At 50.6% G+C, this 13,724-nt stretch carries 13 protein-coding genes; all 13 read left to right on the forward strand.

What is annotated here, in order from left to right; translation table 11 throughout:
• Positions 1-209 precede the first annotated feature (209 nt).
• The 13 genes from ihfB to E1573_RS18410 all read left to right on the forward strand — a co-directional run bounded on the left by ihfB (position 210) and on the right by E1573_RS18410 (position 13,723).
• Positions 210-509, forward strand: a complete 300-nt coding sequence (ihfB, locus tag E1573_RS18350) for an integration host factor subunit beta (protein ID WP_133215995.1) — start codon at positions 210-212, stop codon at positions 507-509.
• 19 nt (positions 510-528) lie between these two features.
• Positions 529-768, forward strand: coding sequence for a LapA family protein (locus E1573_RS18355; protein ID WP_133215996.1), 240 nt, complete (start codon positions 529-531; stop codon positions 766-768).
• Between the two features lie 120 nt (positions 769-888).
• Complete coding sequence (locus E1573_RS18360) at positions 889-2,352, forward strand: MBL fold metallo-hydrolase RNA specificity domain-containing protein (RefSeq protein WP_133215997.1); 1,464 nt, start codon at positions 889-891, stop codon at positions 2,350-2,352.
• Positions 2,353-2,615: 263 nt separating this feature from the next.
• Complete coding sequence (locus E1573_RS18365; protein WP_133215998.1) at positions 2,616-3,674, forward strand: LPS O-antigen chain length determinant protein WzzB; 1,059 nt, start codon at positions 2,616-2,618, stop codon at positions 3,672-3,674.
• A gap of 145 nt (positions 3,675-3,819) precedes the next feature.
• On the forward strand, positions 3,820-5,205 hold the full coding sequence (locus tag E1573_RS18370; RefSeq protein ID WP_256659567.1) for a Wzz/FepE/Etk N-terminal domain-containing protein: 1,386 nt from the start codon (positions 3,820-3,822) through the stop codon (positions 5,203-5,205).
• Positions 5,206-5,945: 740 nt separating this feature from the next.
• Positions 5,946-6,926 (forward strand): NAD-dependent 4,6-dehydratase LegB, encoded by a 981-nt coding sequence (locus E1573_RS18375; protein WP_133215999.1) that lies wholly within the window; start codon positions 5,946-5,948, stop codon positions 6,924-6,926.
• 7 nt (positions 6,927-6,933) lie between these two features.
• Positions 6,934-8,085 (forward strand): LegC family aminotransferase, encoded by a 1,152-nt coding sequence (locus E1573_RS18380; RefSeq protein WP_133216000.1) that lies wholly within the window; start codon positions 6,934-6,936, stop codon positions 8,083-8,085.
• Complete coding sequence (gene neuC, locus E1573_RS18385) at positions 8,082-9,233, forward strand: UDP-N-acetylglucosamine 2-epimerase (protein WP_133216001.1); 1,152 nt, start codon at positions 8,082-8,084, stop codon at positions 9,231-9,233. Before E1573_RS18380 ends, neuC begins: the two co-directional genes overlap by 4 nt.
• A 9-nt stretch (positions 9,234-9,242) precedes the next feature.
• Positions 9,243-10,319 (forward strand): N-acetylneuraminate synthase, encoded by a 1,077-nt coding sequence (neuB, locus tag E1573_RS18390; protein ID WP_133216002.1) that lies wholly within the window; start codon positions 9,243-9,245, stop codon positions 10,317-10,319.
• Complete coding sequence (locus E1573_RS18395) at positions 10,316-10,954, forward strand: acetyltransferase (RefSeq protein ID WP_218568387.1); 639 nt, start codon at positions 10,316-10,318, stop codon at positions 10,952-10,954. The genes neuB and E1573_RS18395 overlap by 4 nt, the downstream gene beginning before the upstream one ends.
• 24 nt (positions 10,955-10,978) lie before the next feature.
• Positions 10,979-12,031, forward strand: coding sequence for a nucleotidyltransferase family protein (locus tag E1573_RS18400; protein WP_256659568.1), 1,053 nt, complete (start codon positions 10,979-10,981; stop codon positions 12,029-12,031).
• Positions 12,028-13,035: a Gfo/Idh/MocA family protein gene (locus E1573_RS18405; RefSeq protein WP_133216004.1), complete on the forward strand. Its 1,008-nt coding sequence runs from the start codon at positions 12,028-12,030 to the stop codon at positions 13,033-13,035. The genes E1573_RS18400 and E1573_RS18405 overlap by 4 nt, the downstream gene beginning before the upstream one ends.
• A gap of 1 nt (position 13,036) precedes the next feature.
• On the forward strand, positions 13,037-13,723 hold the full coding sequence (locus E1573_RS18410; RefSeq protein WP_133216005.1) for a cytidylyltransferase domain-containing protein: 687 nt from the start codon (positions 13,037-13,039) through the stop codon (positions 13,721-13,723).
• The last annotated feature ends 1 nt before the right edge of the window (position 13,724 follow it).

Consider the following 13,724-nt stretch of genomic DNA (forward strand, 5'->3'; position numbering starts at 1 on the left):
CTGTGGGAGCGGGCTTGCCCCGCGATTGCAATCTGGCAATCACATTGCATCGCGGGGCAAGCCCGCTCCCACCAAGGCATTGCGCCCCTGTCGCTAGCAGGCAATGCAAGATTCTTCGATTAAGTCAATAACCACCCTGTTCAAAACCCTCAGGTCATGCTAAAAACAATGAAGCAATGATCTAGCTGCTTGATAAAGAAGGGAAAAATATGACGAAGTCGGAGCTGATCGAACGTATTGTCACCCATCAAGGGCTGCTCTCATCCAAGGATGTCGAGCTGGCCATCAAGACCATGCTTGAACAAATGTCGCAGTGCTTGGCGACCGGAGATCGCATCGAGATCCGTGGTTTTGGCAGTTTCTCTTTGCACTACCGTGCCCCGCGGGTAGGTCGCAATCCCAAGACCGGACAGTCTGTCAGTCTCGATGGCAAATTCGTACCGCATTTCAAGCCTGGTAAAGAACTGCGCGATCGCGTCAACGAAGAAGAGCAGCATGCCAGTCAGTGACTGCCAGGGAGTGTGAGTCATGCGTAATCTGAAGCGCGCCTTGGTGCTGCTATTTGTCTTGGCACTGGCAGCCTTAGTATTGTTTTTCGTATTGGAAAATCAGCAAGCAGTTGCCTTGGTCATGTTTGGCTGGTCGGCACCAGCGATGCCGGTGGCGGTGCCTGTGTTGGCTGCGTTGTTGATTGGCCTGGCGGTCGGCCCATTACTGGGGGCGTACGGAGTACTGCGCAGCAAGCGCCGGATACGGCGAGCGCTTTAAGCGAGCTTCTCGCTATCGCGTGTAGATTTTTCCCATGCTCCAGTGCGATTTGACTGGCTTGGGTGCTTTAGGTGGTGTGGGAGCATAGCGCTTCTTTTCCCAGCTAGGAGCATGCCTCTCATGAGAGGTTATCCTGTTCTTTCGCATCACGGTGCCATCCGAGGTGTCACCGGTTCATGTCACCAGCTCCACCTTGATGCTCATTGCAGCCTTCTGGTTGATTGCGGTTTGGAGCAAGGTTCAGACGCACAGTCTTCAATGGACGAGTTGCGTGTGGGTTTTGACATTCAGGGCATCGAAGCGCTGATCGTTACCCATGTGCACCTTGATCACGTCGGCCGAATTCCGGCCTTGCTGGCTGCAGGGTTTCGTGGCCCGATTCTCTGTAGTGAGCCTTCTGCTCGTTTGCTGCCATTGGTGTTGGAAGACGCTTACAAGTTAAGTGTCAGCAGCGAGCCGACTGAAGTGGCCCGCTATATCGCACTTGTCGAGCGACTCATCGTCCCTCTGGCCTTTGGGCAGTGGCATTTTATTGTGGAGCGCGAAGCGCTTCGCTGCCGTATTCGCTTGCAGCGGGCGGGGCACTTGCTGGGCTCTGCTTACGTTGAGTGCGATGTGCAAAACCTCATCACTGGCGGCGATACCCGTGTCGTGTTCTCCGGAGACTTGGGTGCGTCTAGCAATCCACTGCTCCGTGAAGTACTGCCCCCTGAACGTGCGGATATTCTCGTTCTGGAAAGCACCTACGGTGACCGTTTACATGCTGATCGTAGCCAGCGTCAGCAAAGGCTGGAGGCGGCCATCGATCGAGCGCTTGAGGATCAGGGCACAGTCATGATCCCGGCTTTCAGCTTGGGTCGTACCCAAGAGCTGCTCTACGAAATTGAAGACATCCTTCATCGCAAGGCGTTGCTGCAGCATGAAGACGGCAAGCCCGATGCTGAGCTAGATCCCCTAGAGGCCATAGACTGGTCGCAACTGCCGATCATTCTCGACTCGCCATTGGCTCATCGAATCACCCAAGCCTACCGAGACTTGCACGCCTACTGGAATGACGAAGCGCAAGAGCGCTTGATTCAGGGGCGAGCCCCGCTGAGTTTTCGTCAACTCATCAGCGTCGATAGCCACGCCAAGCACCAGACAGTCGTTAACTACCTCAAAAGCACGGGCCGCCCAGCTATTGTCATTGCGGGTAACGGTATGTGTTCGGGTGGTCGTATCGTCAATTACCTCAAGGCCATGCTCGGTGATCCGCGGCATGAAGTTGTGTTTGTCGGGCATCAGGTAAAAGGGACGCCTGGCGCCGTTATCCAAGCGAGTGAGGGGGCTGAAGGCTTCGTCATGATCGATCTGGATGCGCAGATGTATGAGGTGCGGGCGAAGGTTATTACCCTGGAGGGGTATTCCGGGCATGCGGACCAGGCGGGGTTGGTTCAGTTTGCGGTTGGTATGGAGCAGCCTGCTAAAGAGGTGGTGTTAGTGCATGGAGAGCGCCAGGCGAAGCGGCTGTTGGCTGAAGCGTTGCAGCGGCGGTATGCGCAATTGGGGCGAGAAGTGACCGTCACCATTCCTGGCCTGGATTGACCGTTCAGCGGTGAGAAAATCATTGGTCGGGAATGATGGAACTTATTGTATTTCCAGTGGTTCTATTACAAATTAATGCTTCGAGCCCTGGGTGCCGATGAACCGGATGCAGGGCTCGTGAGCATATTGGCAAAATGACGCTACGCTTCAGGGTTCAGGGGTTGAAAGCCGCCTGGCTCTGGGGTGAAGGGATCGGTCAGGCACGACCATAGCGCACCTTACGTACGAATAAAGTTAGACGGACCCAAGGAAAATTAGAATAAATGCGCAATGAATCTGAGCGCCGTAGTCATGATGAGATTGACTTGTTTGAGTTGCTGGAGGGGTTGTGGAGGCAGAAGCTGCTGATCATTCTCTCAACGGTGATTGTGACCGCTGGGGCGGTAGCTTATGCGTTGCTGGCTACACCGATTTATGAGGCCAAAGTCGTTGTCCAGCCGCCTACGCAGAGCAATATTGCGCAGCTGAACTATGGGCGAGGTGGGGATAGTGGTTTGGCCGTTTTGTCTGTCAAGGATGTTTATGATGTCTATCTTCGTAATCTCCTGTCCGAGTCCTTGAGGCGTGAGTTCTTTCGGAAGGTTTATCTGCCCAGCTTACAGGAAGGTGAGCGGCAAGGGTCGCAGGATGATCTCTATGGGCGCATGAACAGTATTCTTACAGTAGCGGTCACGAGTAAAGAAACGCCAAGTCGTTACTACGTCATGGCTAGCCTCCCTGTTGCTGAGCAGGCGGCTCAGTGGGTGGTGCAGTATGTGCAAATGGCAGGTGAGCATGCTAAGCGGGAAGTGATCAAAGATGTTCGTGGGGACGTCATGGTCAAAGCTAGTAATTTGGAGCAACAGATTACCGCAGGGCGCGAAACGGCGCGCAAGCAAAGGGAAGACCAGATCATACAATTGACAGAAGCTTTAAGGGTTGCGGAGTCGATCGGTTTGGAGAGACCGCCGATTATCTCAAACAGCCTCTCGAGTGAAGTCTCGGCAGGAATGGATGGTACGCTCACCTATATGCGCGGTAGCAAGGCGTTGCGAGCTGAAATTGAAAACCTACGCAACCGAGCCTCGGATGATCCTTTTATTGACAACTTGAGAGCGAGGCAGGAGGCAATAGCGTTTTACCGTACACTAGAGCTTGACCCTGGTGTTATTGAGATGTATAGGCAGGATGGAGCTATTGAGTTGCCGGATAGGCCGGTGAAACCCAAGAAGCAATTTATTGTGGTGTTAGGCGTGATTGCTGGTTTGGTGCTTGGTATTTCCATTGCCCTAATTCGGCATATGTGGCCAACCATATCTCGCCGAGTGCCCCCAATGGCGTGATTGGAAACCATCGGTGGGGTGGGGATTGGAGAATTTACGATTTTGCTGTCACAATGACATCTGTTCGTTTTCTTTGGACAGGGATGGTTCTGCTTCTTGTTGACGCTCAGGACGAGACGATGATGACGAAGATGCTACCCCTGTCATGAGAATGCGTTTCTTTCTGATCAGACAGACAGGCATTGGCGTGACAAGCATTTCCCCTCTTCCCCCCGTTGTACTTCGTGATGAAATAGACGTACTGGCAATACTTCAGGCGCTGTGGCGACAAAAAGTACTGATCTCCGCTGTAGCTTTACTGTTCTCTCTGCTAGCTGCAGTGTATGTCTATTCGGTCACGCCCGAGTACGAGGTCAGCACCATTCTGCGACCTGCTGCTTTGAATGATTTAGATGAGTTAAATCGGTCTAAGGTTTATTCGCTGCCACCAGGGGAGGCCCTAGTCCGTGTTGGGGCTGCTCTCGACTCTTATGAAACTCGACTAGGCTACTTCCGTTCAAATACCGGGCTACAAGCAGCATTCAGTAGGTCTGGGCGCACGCCGGAACAAGCCTTTGAGGCTTTTAATCGCACTGCTTTGAAGCTGGTTCAGCCCGATCCTAAAAAAACGGATTTGTTGAGTTCTTTCATTGGACTTGAAATGCGCTATCCGCAAGAAGTCGATGGGAAAGAGGCGCTTAACGGCTTGGTGCAATATGCAATCGAAAGCGAGCGCCGACAGATAACTGAAGACCTCAAGGTGATCATTGGTAACCGCATCAAAGAGGTGGATGCCAATTTAGTGGCGGCACGTGTTAAACATGACGCGGCAAAGGAGGGGAAAATCGCAGGGTTGCTAGAGGCTGATAATCTAAAGCGAGCCGAGTTGAATGACGAGTTAAGGGCGTTGAGAGTGCAGCTCAATCTGCGCCGTGATGACCGGATCGCGCAACTGAATGAAGCAATCTCAATTGCCCGATCCCTTGGCCTGAAGAAGCCTACAACCCCTTCAGCCATGGGGCGTAGCGAGGCAGAAGTCACTGGTAATGTTATTACCGAGGTCAACAACCAGCAGGTCCCGCTGTATTTTCTAGGTACGGATGCCCTAGAGGCCGAACAGCAAGCCCTTCGAAAGCGTTTGTCAAATGATTTCGTTGATCCGCGTATTGCTCAAATACGCAAAGAACTCCTGTTGTTGAGTAGCAACCGGCAGGTCCAGATACTCCAGCAGCGCCAAAATGAAGAGTTGTTTGTGAAGGGTATCGAGTCTCTGAGGGCTGAACGGACTCGGTTGATGAACATATCCACTGATATGAGTGGATTACGTTTGGTCAGCATTGATCGTCTGGCAGTAGAGCCGACCAGTCCGGTCAAGCCCAATAGATCAATGTACATTGCCCTAGGGTTGATCTTAGGTGGAATCATTGGGTGTATTATCGCATTGCTACGTTATGCGTTCAAAAAGCGACGTCGCGAGCAGGCGCGTATCTCATCGGCTATGGCGAAAAATTTCGATACAGGTATCAATTCGCCATCATTGGTGGTGAGGTGATCGGGATTTCCAGCTGATAACCCATTCAGCTGTGATGGATTGATCAGTTAACTTTTGCATGTAGATGAGCTTCGGTCCTCCGTACTATACGAGTGACTTGCTATGTGCTCCGCACAGGTTGATGCTTAGCGCTTGCGGGTGCCGCATGTGTCTCCTTGGTTGGCAGAGGGCTATACAGCCAACTCGACAAGCTTTCGCCTGGAGGACGGGTCTCGAACCTGAGTCCAAAGTCGCTGGATACTTTTACGCTTGACGCAAGGAAGGCGGAGTTGTTCTTTTGTTGGCAGCCCTCAGTGGTTGCTGATGAGCTATTTGAGCGGCTCAGCTACAGCAAGCGTTGGGCCCAGCTGTGCAGCACTCTCCAGGTTTGAAGGTGAGTCTTGACATTGATGGATTTGCCAAAGCAGATCTCATTTTTTTGGAGAAGGACGGCGAAAGACGCGTTATTCTATTGAAAGATAGGTTCAATCGACAGTAGGTGCCCAGCGTGTCGCTTGTGAGCTTGGCAAAATAAGGTAGTCAGCAACACCTCCGTACTGCCGAAACTGAAGAAAGCTCGCTGGAAATGCAAAAACACAGCGATGCAAGCACTTCACAAGGGAGCTTGCTGCTCGTTGATAGGATTGCCTGTCAGGCAGTGTGCATAGAACTGCGCAGGGCAGGGACCGATTTACAGTTTTTTAGACCTCAGCCAGATGTCGGCTGAGTTAAATAAAATCTACATAGGAACAATTCGGGGCATGAAAAAGGTATTGGTGACAGGAGCTGATGGGTTCATTGGCTCACATTTGACCGAAATGCTGGCGGCTCAAGGCTATCATGTCAAAGCCCTTTCCCAGTACAACTCATTTAATAATTGGGGGTGGCTGGAAGATGTCAACTGCCGAGATTCGATTGAAGTCGTCAGTGGTGATGTCAGAGACCCTCATTTCTGCAAGCATATTACAAAGGATGTCGATGTCGTTTACCATTTGGCAGCTTTGATTGCAATTCCTTACTCTTATGTTGCGCCCGACAGCTACGTCGATACAAATATCAAAGGCACGTTGAACATTTGCCAAGCTGCTCTGGATAATGGAGTGTCGCGCGTCATCCATACCTCAACCAGTGAGGTTTATGGTACGGCCCAATATGTCCCCATCGACGAAAAGCACCCTCTTCAAGCCCAGTCTCCTTACAGTGCTTCCAAAATTGGCGCTGATGCCATGGCGATGAGTTTTTTCAACGCGTTCAATCTGCCTCTTACCATTGCGCGACCCTTCAATACCTACGGTCCCCGACAGTCAGCGCGTGCTGTAATTCCAACGATCATTACCCAGATTGCAAGTGGGATGAAGCAGATTAAGCTAGGTGATGTATCGCCAACTCGAGACTTCAACTATGTGTTGGATACTTGTCGGGGGTTCTTGGCGTTGGCCAATTGTGAAGAAGCTATTGGTCAGACGGTCAATATTGGCTCGAATTATGAAATATCAGTGGGGGATACTTTAAACCTCATTAAGGAAATAATGGGTAGTGACGTAGAGTTTCTCCAAGATGACCAACGTTTACGCCCGGAAAAATCGGAAGTATTTCGTTTGTGGTGCGATAACAGTAAAATTCAGGGGCTGACCGGTTTCAAGCCAGACTACTCCATTCGCCATGGACTGGAAAAAACCATTGAGTGGCTGGTGCGTCCTGAGAATCTCTCCAAGTACAAAGCCGATATCTATAACGTGTGAGGATGGTATGTACGATTCTCTGATTGGTTTCATTCGCGAATATTTCGGGACGACGGAGTTTATTCCTTTGCATGCACCGATTTTTATCGGTAAAGAGCGGGAGTATGTCAACGCTACTCTTGAATCCACGTTTGTCTCGAGTGTCGGGGCATTCGTCGACCAGTTCGAGAGTCGTATGGCCGCTTTCACTGGTAGTGAGCGAGCTATCGCCACTGTTAATGGCACTGCAGCGTTGCACATGGCTTTGCTATTAGCAGACGTCCAGCCCGGCGAGTTGGTGATTACTCAGCCATTAACCTTTGTTGCGACGTGTAATGCGATTGCATATTGCGGTGCCGAGCCGGTTTTCGTGGATGTTGATCTGCACACAATGGGTTTATCGCCGTGGGCAATGGAGAGCTGGCTCACGGAGAACGCCTACGTTGACGTGGAGGGACGGTGCCGAGCTAAGATCAATGACAAAGTTATAAAAGCATGCTTGCCTATGCATACCTTTGGTCATCCTGTCGAGCTCGATGCGCTAATCGAATGTTGTAAGCGCTGGGGCTTGACACTAGTTGAAGATGCTGCTGAGTCTCTTGGAAGCCTTTACAAAGGTCGCCATACAGGTACTTTCGGTACATTGGGCACCCTAAGCTTTAACGGGAACAAGGTTATTACAACTGGCGGTGGCGGTATGATCTTGACCAACGCCCGATTGGGGAGCCGGGCGAAGCACCTCACAACAACAGCCAAGCTTAGCCATGCCTATGAGTTTCGGCATGACGAGGTTGGCTACAACTACAGATTGCCCAACCTAAACGCAGCACTTGGGTGTGCGCAACTTGAGCAGTTGGACCGTTTTATTGCGGTTAAGCGCCAACTTGCTGCTTTTTATGAACATGAGCTTGAGGGCACAGGGCTGGTCTTTTTCAAAGAGCCTGCGGAGTGCCGTTCAAATTATTGGCTAAATGCTGTCATTTGCGAAAACTCAAAACAGCGTGATGAGTTACTTGAGGCTACCAATGCTCAGAATGTAATGACTAGGCCTATCTGGGCACTTATGAACAAGTTACCAGCATATGATACTTGCCTAAAAGGAGACCTGAGCAACGCTGAGTGGCTCGAGGCTAGGGTTGTAAATTTGCCGAGCAGCGTACTGCCGAGTGCAATCGTATGAAGCGGCGTGTCGCAGTATTCACCGGTACTCGCGCCGAATACGGGCTGTTGTACTGGTTGCTGAGTGAGCTGAGAGCGTCTCCTTCGGTCGACCTGCAGCTGATCGTTAGCGGAATGCATTTGTCGCCTGAATTTGGTGATACTTGGAAAGCCATTACTCAAGACGGTTTCGATATAGACGCCAAAGTGGAAATGCTGCTGTCTTCTGATAGTCCTGTGGGTGTTGTTAAGTCTATTGGGGTTGGGCTGCTGGGCTTTGCTGATACGCTTGAGCGACTCAAGCCAGATTGCTTAGTCATTTTGGGGGATCGTTACGAAGCTTTGGCTGTGGCCCAGTGCGCGATGATTATGAGAGTCCCTATTGCGCATCTTCACGGGGGGGAGGTTACTGAAGGGGCTTATGATGACGCAATACGCCATAGTATTACCAAGATGTCCTATCTGCATTTTGTTGCAACGGACGTTTATCGCAAGCGTGTAATCCAGTTAGGTGAGTCACCTGATCGGGTTTTTAATGTTGGCGCCATTGGACTTGAGCATTTTAATCGCAGTCCGGTGATGAGTCTTGAGGAGTTGAGTCGGAGTTTGGGGTTCGAGTTGAAACAACCCTTTATGCTGATCACTTACCATCCAGTGACGCTAGAGGGAGAAGAGCCGGCGCAGGCATTTTGTTCGTTGCTAGCTGCTCTCGATCAATTCCCCGATCGGCAAGTGATCATTACCTACCCCAACGCTGATAACGGGGGGCGAGCTATAATTCCGTTGATAGAGACTTACGCCAACAGTTATCCGCAACGTGTCAAGGCCATAGCTTCACTGGGATTCAAGCGATATCACAGCGCGTTGAAGCATGCTTTGGTTGTTGTAGGCAACTCCTCAAGCGGAATTATCGAAGCACCCAGCTTGGGAGTACCATCAGTTGATGTTGGAATCCGCCAGCGAGGGCGCCTGGCAGCTGAATCGGTCCTCCATTGTTCTGCTGATGTGCAGGAGATTACGGATGCAATCGCGAAAGCGTCGTCTCCCGCGTTTCAAGAGCTGAGCCGTACTGTTGTCAATCCCTATGGCGATGGTCACACTGTGGAGCGTATCGTTGAGATCTTGACGACATTTGAAATGCAGCCTACGAAGCCCTTCTTCGATGCATAAGGTACAAAAATGAACAAACAGAAGGTTTATGTAATCGCAGAGGCCGGTGTTAATCACAATGGGCAACGCGACCTTGCATTCTCGCTGATTGATGCGGCTGCTGCAGCTGGTGCCGACGCCGTCAAATTTCAGACATTCAGTGCTGAGCTTCTAGCTTCACGGTTTGCACCAAAGGCAAGCTATCAGAAAGCTTCGACGTCAGAGTCCGAAAGCCAGTTAGAAATGTTGCGCAAGCTAGAGTTGCCTCAGCAATGGCATGTAGAGCTCCAGGCTCATGCTCGTGCCCAAGGCATTGAGTTTTTGTCTACTGCTTTCGATTCCGCCAGTTTGGAATTTCTGATTGGGCTAGACATGGCCATGTTCAAGATTCCTTCTGGAGAAATAACCAACGGTCCATTGCTCTGGCGTTTTGCACGTACCTTCAAGCCGCTGATTGTTTCGACCGGTATGGCGACTCTGAGTGAAGTTGAACAAGCCTTAGCTATCATCGCTCATGCACGACTAAATGAAGAAGAACCAGCCCATTTGGATGAGATTTGGAAATGCTGGGCACGTTCCGAGGCGCGTGAATCCTTGCAAGGCTGGGTGACTTTGCTTCACTGCACGTCGCAGTACCCAACGCCCATGCATGAAGTCAATCTGAGAGCTATGGACACCCTTGCTTCGACTTTTTCCCTTCCGGTCGGTTATTCGGATCATACCGCTGGGGGACTCATTTCTACCGCAGCCGTTGCTCGCGGGGCGTGTGTGATTGAAAAACATTTCACCCTTGATCGTAAGCTCCCAGGGCCGGATCATGCTGCATCGTTAGAGCCTGAAGAACTCAAACGTTTAGTCTTAGATATTCGAGAGCTGGAAGTTGCTCTTGGTGACTCCTTCAAGGCACCTCAACCAAGCGAGTGGGATACCCGGTTGGCAGCGAGGCAACAGATCATTGCATCAAAATCGATACGGAAAGGTAGCGTTATCGAATCCGATCAATTGACCACCGCCCGATGTGGATCAGGGTTGATGCCGACCCATATTTGGAGTCTGGTAGGGCAGGTTGCACAGCGGGATTACGCGGTAGGAGAAGTTATCCAGTGAACTCGCGTCCTCATATCATCATTGGCGCAGGCGGCCATTCCAAGGTATTGCTTGCCTTGGCAAGAGCTTCAGGGCTGTCCGTCGAGGGTGTATGTGCTCCAGAGCTCGCCGATCAGCGCGGAAGTCTTTGGCGTGGGGTTAAGGTCTTAGGAGGCGATGATGCACTGGATATGCTCGATCCGGAGCAAGTGCTGTTGATTCATGGGGTTGGTCAGTTGCCGCGCAATTTTGTAAGGCAGCGTATACATGATCGGTTGAAAGCCAAGGGGTTTAAATTCGCTACATTAGTGCATCCCTACACCTGGATTGATGAAACTGTTGTTTTAGGCGAGGGAGTGCAGATTATGGCAGGTGCCATCATCCAGCCTGATGTCACAATAGGAGCAGGGACAATCATCAATACCGGAGCAAGCGTTGACCACGACTGTCGAGTTGGAGCGCATGTGCACGTCGGGCCTGGCGCAGTGCTATGTGGGAATGTTGCAGTTCAGGAAGAGGTATTCATCGCCACGGGCTGTACTGTGTTACCAGGGCTTACCGTTGCACGTGGTGCGATAGTTGGTGCGGGTACAACATTGGTCCAGGACCTGGCTAAGCACCAATGTGTGATCGGGCCGACAGCAAGACTAAGGTGATTTAATAAACATGATGAGTGAGAAATGACAATGAGACCTTGGGAGTTGACCCTGACGGGGCCTCTGACGACGCTTGAAGAAGCCATAGCCATACTGGATCGTGTGGCTCTGCGTATAGTGTTGGTCATCGATGATCAGAATCGCTTGTTGGGCACGCTAACCGATGGAGATGTTCGTCGTGCCTTGCTCAAGCGTTACTCACTCAGCGCGCCGGTGCAAGATGTTATGTGTAGCTCACCTCGAACAGCGGAACGAGGGTGGAGCAAGGACCGTGTCTTGGCTGTGATGGAGAAGTATCAACTTTTGCAGATTCCAGTCCTTGGCGATGAGGGCGTGGTAGTTGGTCTTGAGACGTTGCATGACCTAGTCAACCCTCCAAAGCAGGACAACCCGGTGTTTCTCATGGCAGGCGGGTTTGGCACGAGGTTGCGTCCCTTGACCCATAACTGTCCAAAACCTTTGCTCAAAGTGGGTGAAAAACCCATTCTCGAGTTGATTTTGGAGAGCTTCATCAAGTCTGGTTTCCATAATTTTTATATTTCGACGCATTACATGCCGGAAATGATCCGAGCCCATTTCGGAGATGGCAGTCAATGGGGAGTGACCATTCATTACATCCACGAACAAGAACCACTCGGAACAGGTGGTGCTCTGGGACTATTACCTCATAATGAGATAAATCTTCCGTTAATCGTGATGAATGGTGACTTGCTGACCACCCTTGATTTTCGGAGTCTTCTTGAATTTCATGAGGAAAAGGGTGGGGTTGCTACCATGTGTGTTCGCGAACATGAATATTGCGTTCCGTACGGTGTTGTTCAAAGCGATGGGCACAAAGTTCGCGCAATGGTGGAAAAACCTGTGCAGAAATTTTTCATCAATGCCGGGATCTACGTGCTAGCACCGGAGCTCGTAAGATCTGTGCCTTATGCTACGCGCATTGATATGCCTACTCTGCTGGAAAATGAGATTGAGCATGGGAACGATGTCAGTATGTTCCCATTGCACGAATATTGGCTGGATATTGGTCGTATGGAGGACTTCCAGAAGGCCCAGCAAGAGTTTGGGCACTTATGAACGCCTCAAACTGTTGCCTAGTGATAGGTAGTGGAAGTATAGCGAAGCGCCATATTCGCAATCTCCGGTTAGTACTACCCGGAACTTCGGTACATTGTGTTTCGGCATCAGGACGGCAACTGAAGCTTGAAGAAGTACATGCAGATGTTGTCCACTCAAGCCTAGAGAGTGCGATCGCTACCGGTCCAATTTGCGCAATTGTTGCTTCACCAGCGCCCTGGCATCTATCCCATGCGAATCAATTGATGGCGGCTGGCATCCCTGTGCTAATTGAAAAACCTCTAGTTGTAACAACGCAAGATGCTATAGAGATTGCCGCGCAGGCTGTTCGGCATAATGCGTACGTCGACATTGGTTATAATTTGCGATTTCTTCCCTCGGCACGTTGTGTAAAGGACCTCATCCAACAGGAGAGCTTGGGGCGCATCTACTCCGTGCATGCTGACGTAGGTCAATATTTGCCGGATTGGCGGCCAATGACTGATTTCAGGCATAACGTATCTGCTCAAAGATCCCTTGGTGGTGGGGTCTTGCTAGAGTTGAGTCACGAGCTTGACTACCTTAATTGGCTGTTTGGGCCTGTCGTCTCGGTTTATTGTAAAGTTAAAAACACCGGGGCTCTCGACATCGATGTTGAAGACTGTGTGGATGCAATGCTCACTTTTTCCGACGATATAGTGGCCACGTTGCACATGGATTTTTTACAGCGTGCCCCCATGCGCACCTGCAAGATAATTGGAGATAAAGGCACAATTGTTTGGAACCTAAATCACAATCATGTTGACTTTTATGGTCCTGCTGGTTTGGTTCGCAGAGTGTATGAGGGGAGCGATTATGATCGTAACGATATGTATGTTGCTGAGCTCCGGAACTTTGTAAATATGTTCAAACATGACGCTGCTGCTAGCGTGACCTTGCAAGAAGCAACCCATACCCTGTGTTTGATTGAAGCAATGCGCCAGTCCTCCGATCAGGGGCTCCCTGTGAATATTAAGAAGGTTTAGCATGCGAATTGCCGCTTTTATTTTTGCCCGAGGTAATTCTAAGGGCTTACCTGGCAAAAATATCCGTTTGCTAGGTGGTGTTCCACTGATCGGGCATAGCATTAAGTTGGCAGCGGCCATGCCTGCCATAGATCGAGTGTTTGTATCCACGGACTCGAAAGAAATCGCCGAAATAGCACAACAGTTCGGAGCGGAGGTCATCGAGCGCCCAGCGCACTTGGCATCCGACACGGCTGCCGAGTGGTACGCTTGGCAGCATGCTGTTGATTATTTGGCTGAGCGAAATTATAAATTTGATGTGTTCGTTAGCTTGCCAGCGACTAGCCCTTTACGATCTGAAGAGGATGTTCAAGGCTGCTTGGACTTATTGACCGAAGGCACAGATGCGGTTATCACAGTAACAGCTGCCGCCCGAAGTCCTTTCTTTAATATGGTTGTTATTGATGAGGCTGGCTTTTGTAGCGTTGTGAATTCGGGTGAGGCGATCAGCCGACGTCAGGATGCTCCAGTTGTGTATGACATCACGACGGTAGCTTACGTTACTACACCGAAATTTATTGTAAGTAATGATCGATTGTTTGCCGGTCAGGTGAAATCGTGGATAGTCCCGAAACATCGGGCTGTTGATATTGATGACATCTATGACTTCAGAGTTGCTGAAGCTTTTTATTCAATGCAGGATGAGTAAG

The organism is Pseudomonas sp. H9, from assembly GCF_004353925.1.
Classification (GTDB): domain Bacteria; phylum Pseudomonadota; class Gammaproteobacteria; order Pseudomonadales; family Pseudomonadaceae; genus Aquipseudomonas.

Excerpts from the sequence above, each read along its gene's own strand:
- ihfB (WP_133215995.1), top strand. The coding sequence starts at position 210 with ATGACGAAGTCGGAGCTGATCGAACGTATTGTCACCCATCAAGGGCTG.
- E1573_RS18355 (WP_133215996.1), top strand. The coding sequence starts at position 529 with ATGCGTAATCTGAAGCGCGCCTTGGTGCTGCTATTTGTCTTGGCACTG.
- E1573_RS18360 (WP_133215997.1), top strand. The coding sequence starts at position 889 with ATGAGAGGTTATCCTGTTCTTTCGCATCACGGTGCCATCCGAGGTGTC.
- E1573_RS18365 (WP_133215998.1), top strand. The coding sequence starts at position 2,616 with ATGCGCAATGAATCTGAGCGCCGTAGTCATGATGAGATTGACTTGTTT.
- E1573_RS18370 (WP_256659567.1), top strand. The coding sequence starts at position 3,820 with ATGAGAATGCGTTTCTTTCTGATCAGACAGACAGGCATTGGCGTGACA.
- E1573_RS18375 (WP_133215999.1), top strand. The coding sequence starts at position 5,946 with ATGAAAAAGGTATTGGTGACAGGAGCTGATGGGTTCATTGGCTCACAT.
- E1573_RS18380 (WP_133216000.1), top strand. The coding sequence starts at position 6,934 with ATGTACGATTCTCTGATTGGTTTCATTCGCGAATATTTCGGGACGACG.
- neuC (WP_133216001.1), top strand. The coding sequence starts at position 8,082 with ATGAAGCGGCGTGTCGCAGTATTCACCGGTACTCGCGCCGAATACGGG.
- neuB (WP_133216002.1), top strand. The coding sequence starts at position 9,243 with ATGAACAAACAGAAGGTTTATGTAATCGCAGAGGCCGGTGTTAATCAC.
- E1573_RS18400 (WP_256659568.1), top strand. The coding sequence starts at position 10,979 with ATGACAATGAGACCTTGGGAGTTGACCCTGACGGGGCCTCTGACGACG.
- E1573_RS18405 (WP_133216004.1), top strand. The coding sequence starts at position 12,028 with ATGAACGCCTCAAACTGTTGCCTAGTGATAGGTAGTGGAAGTATAGCG.
- E1573_RS18410 (WP_133216005.1), top strand. The coding sequence starts at position 13,037 with ATGCGAATTGCCGCTTTTATTTTTGCCCGAGGTAATTCTAAGGGCTTA.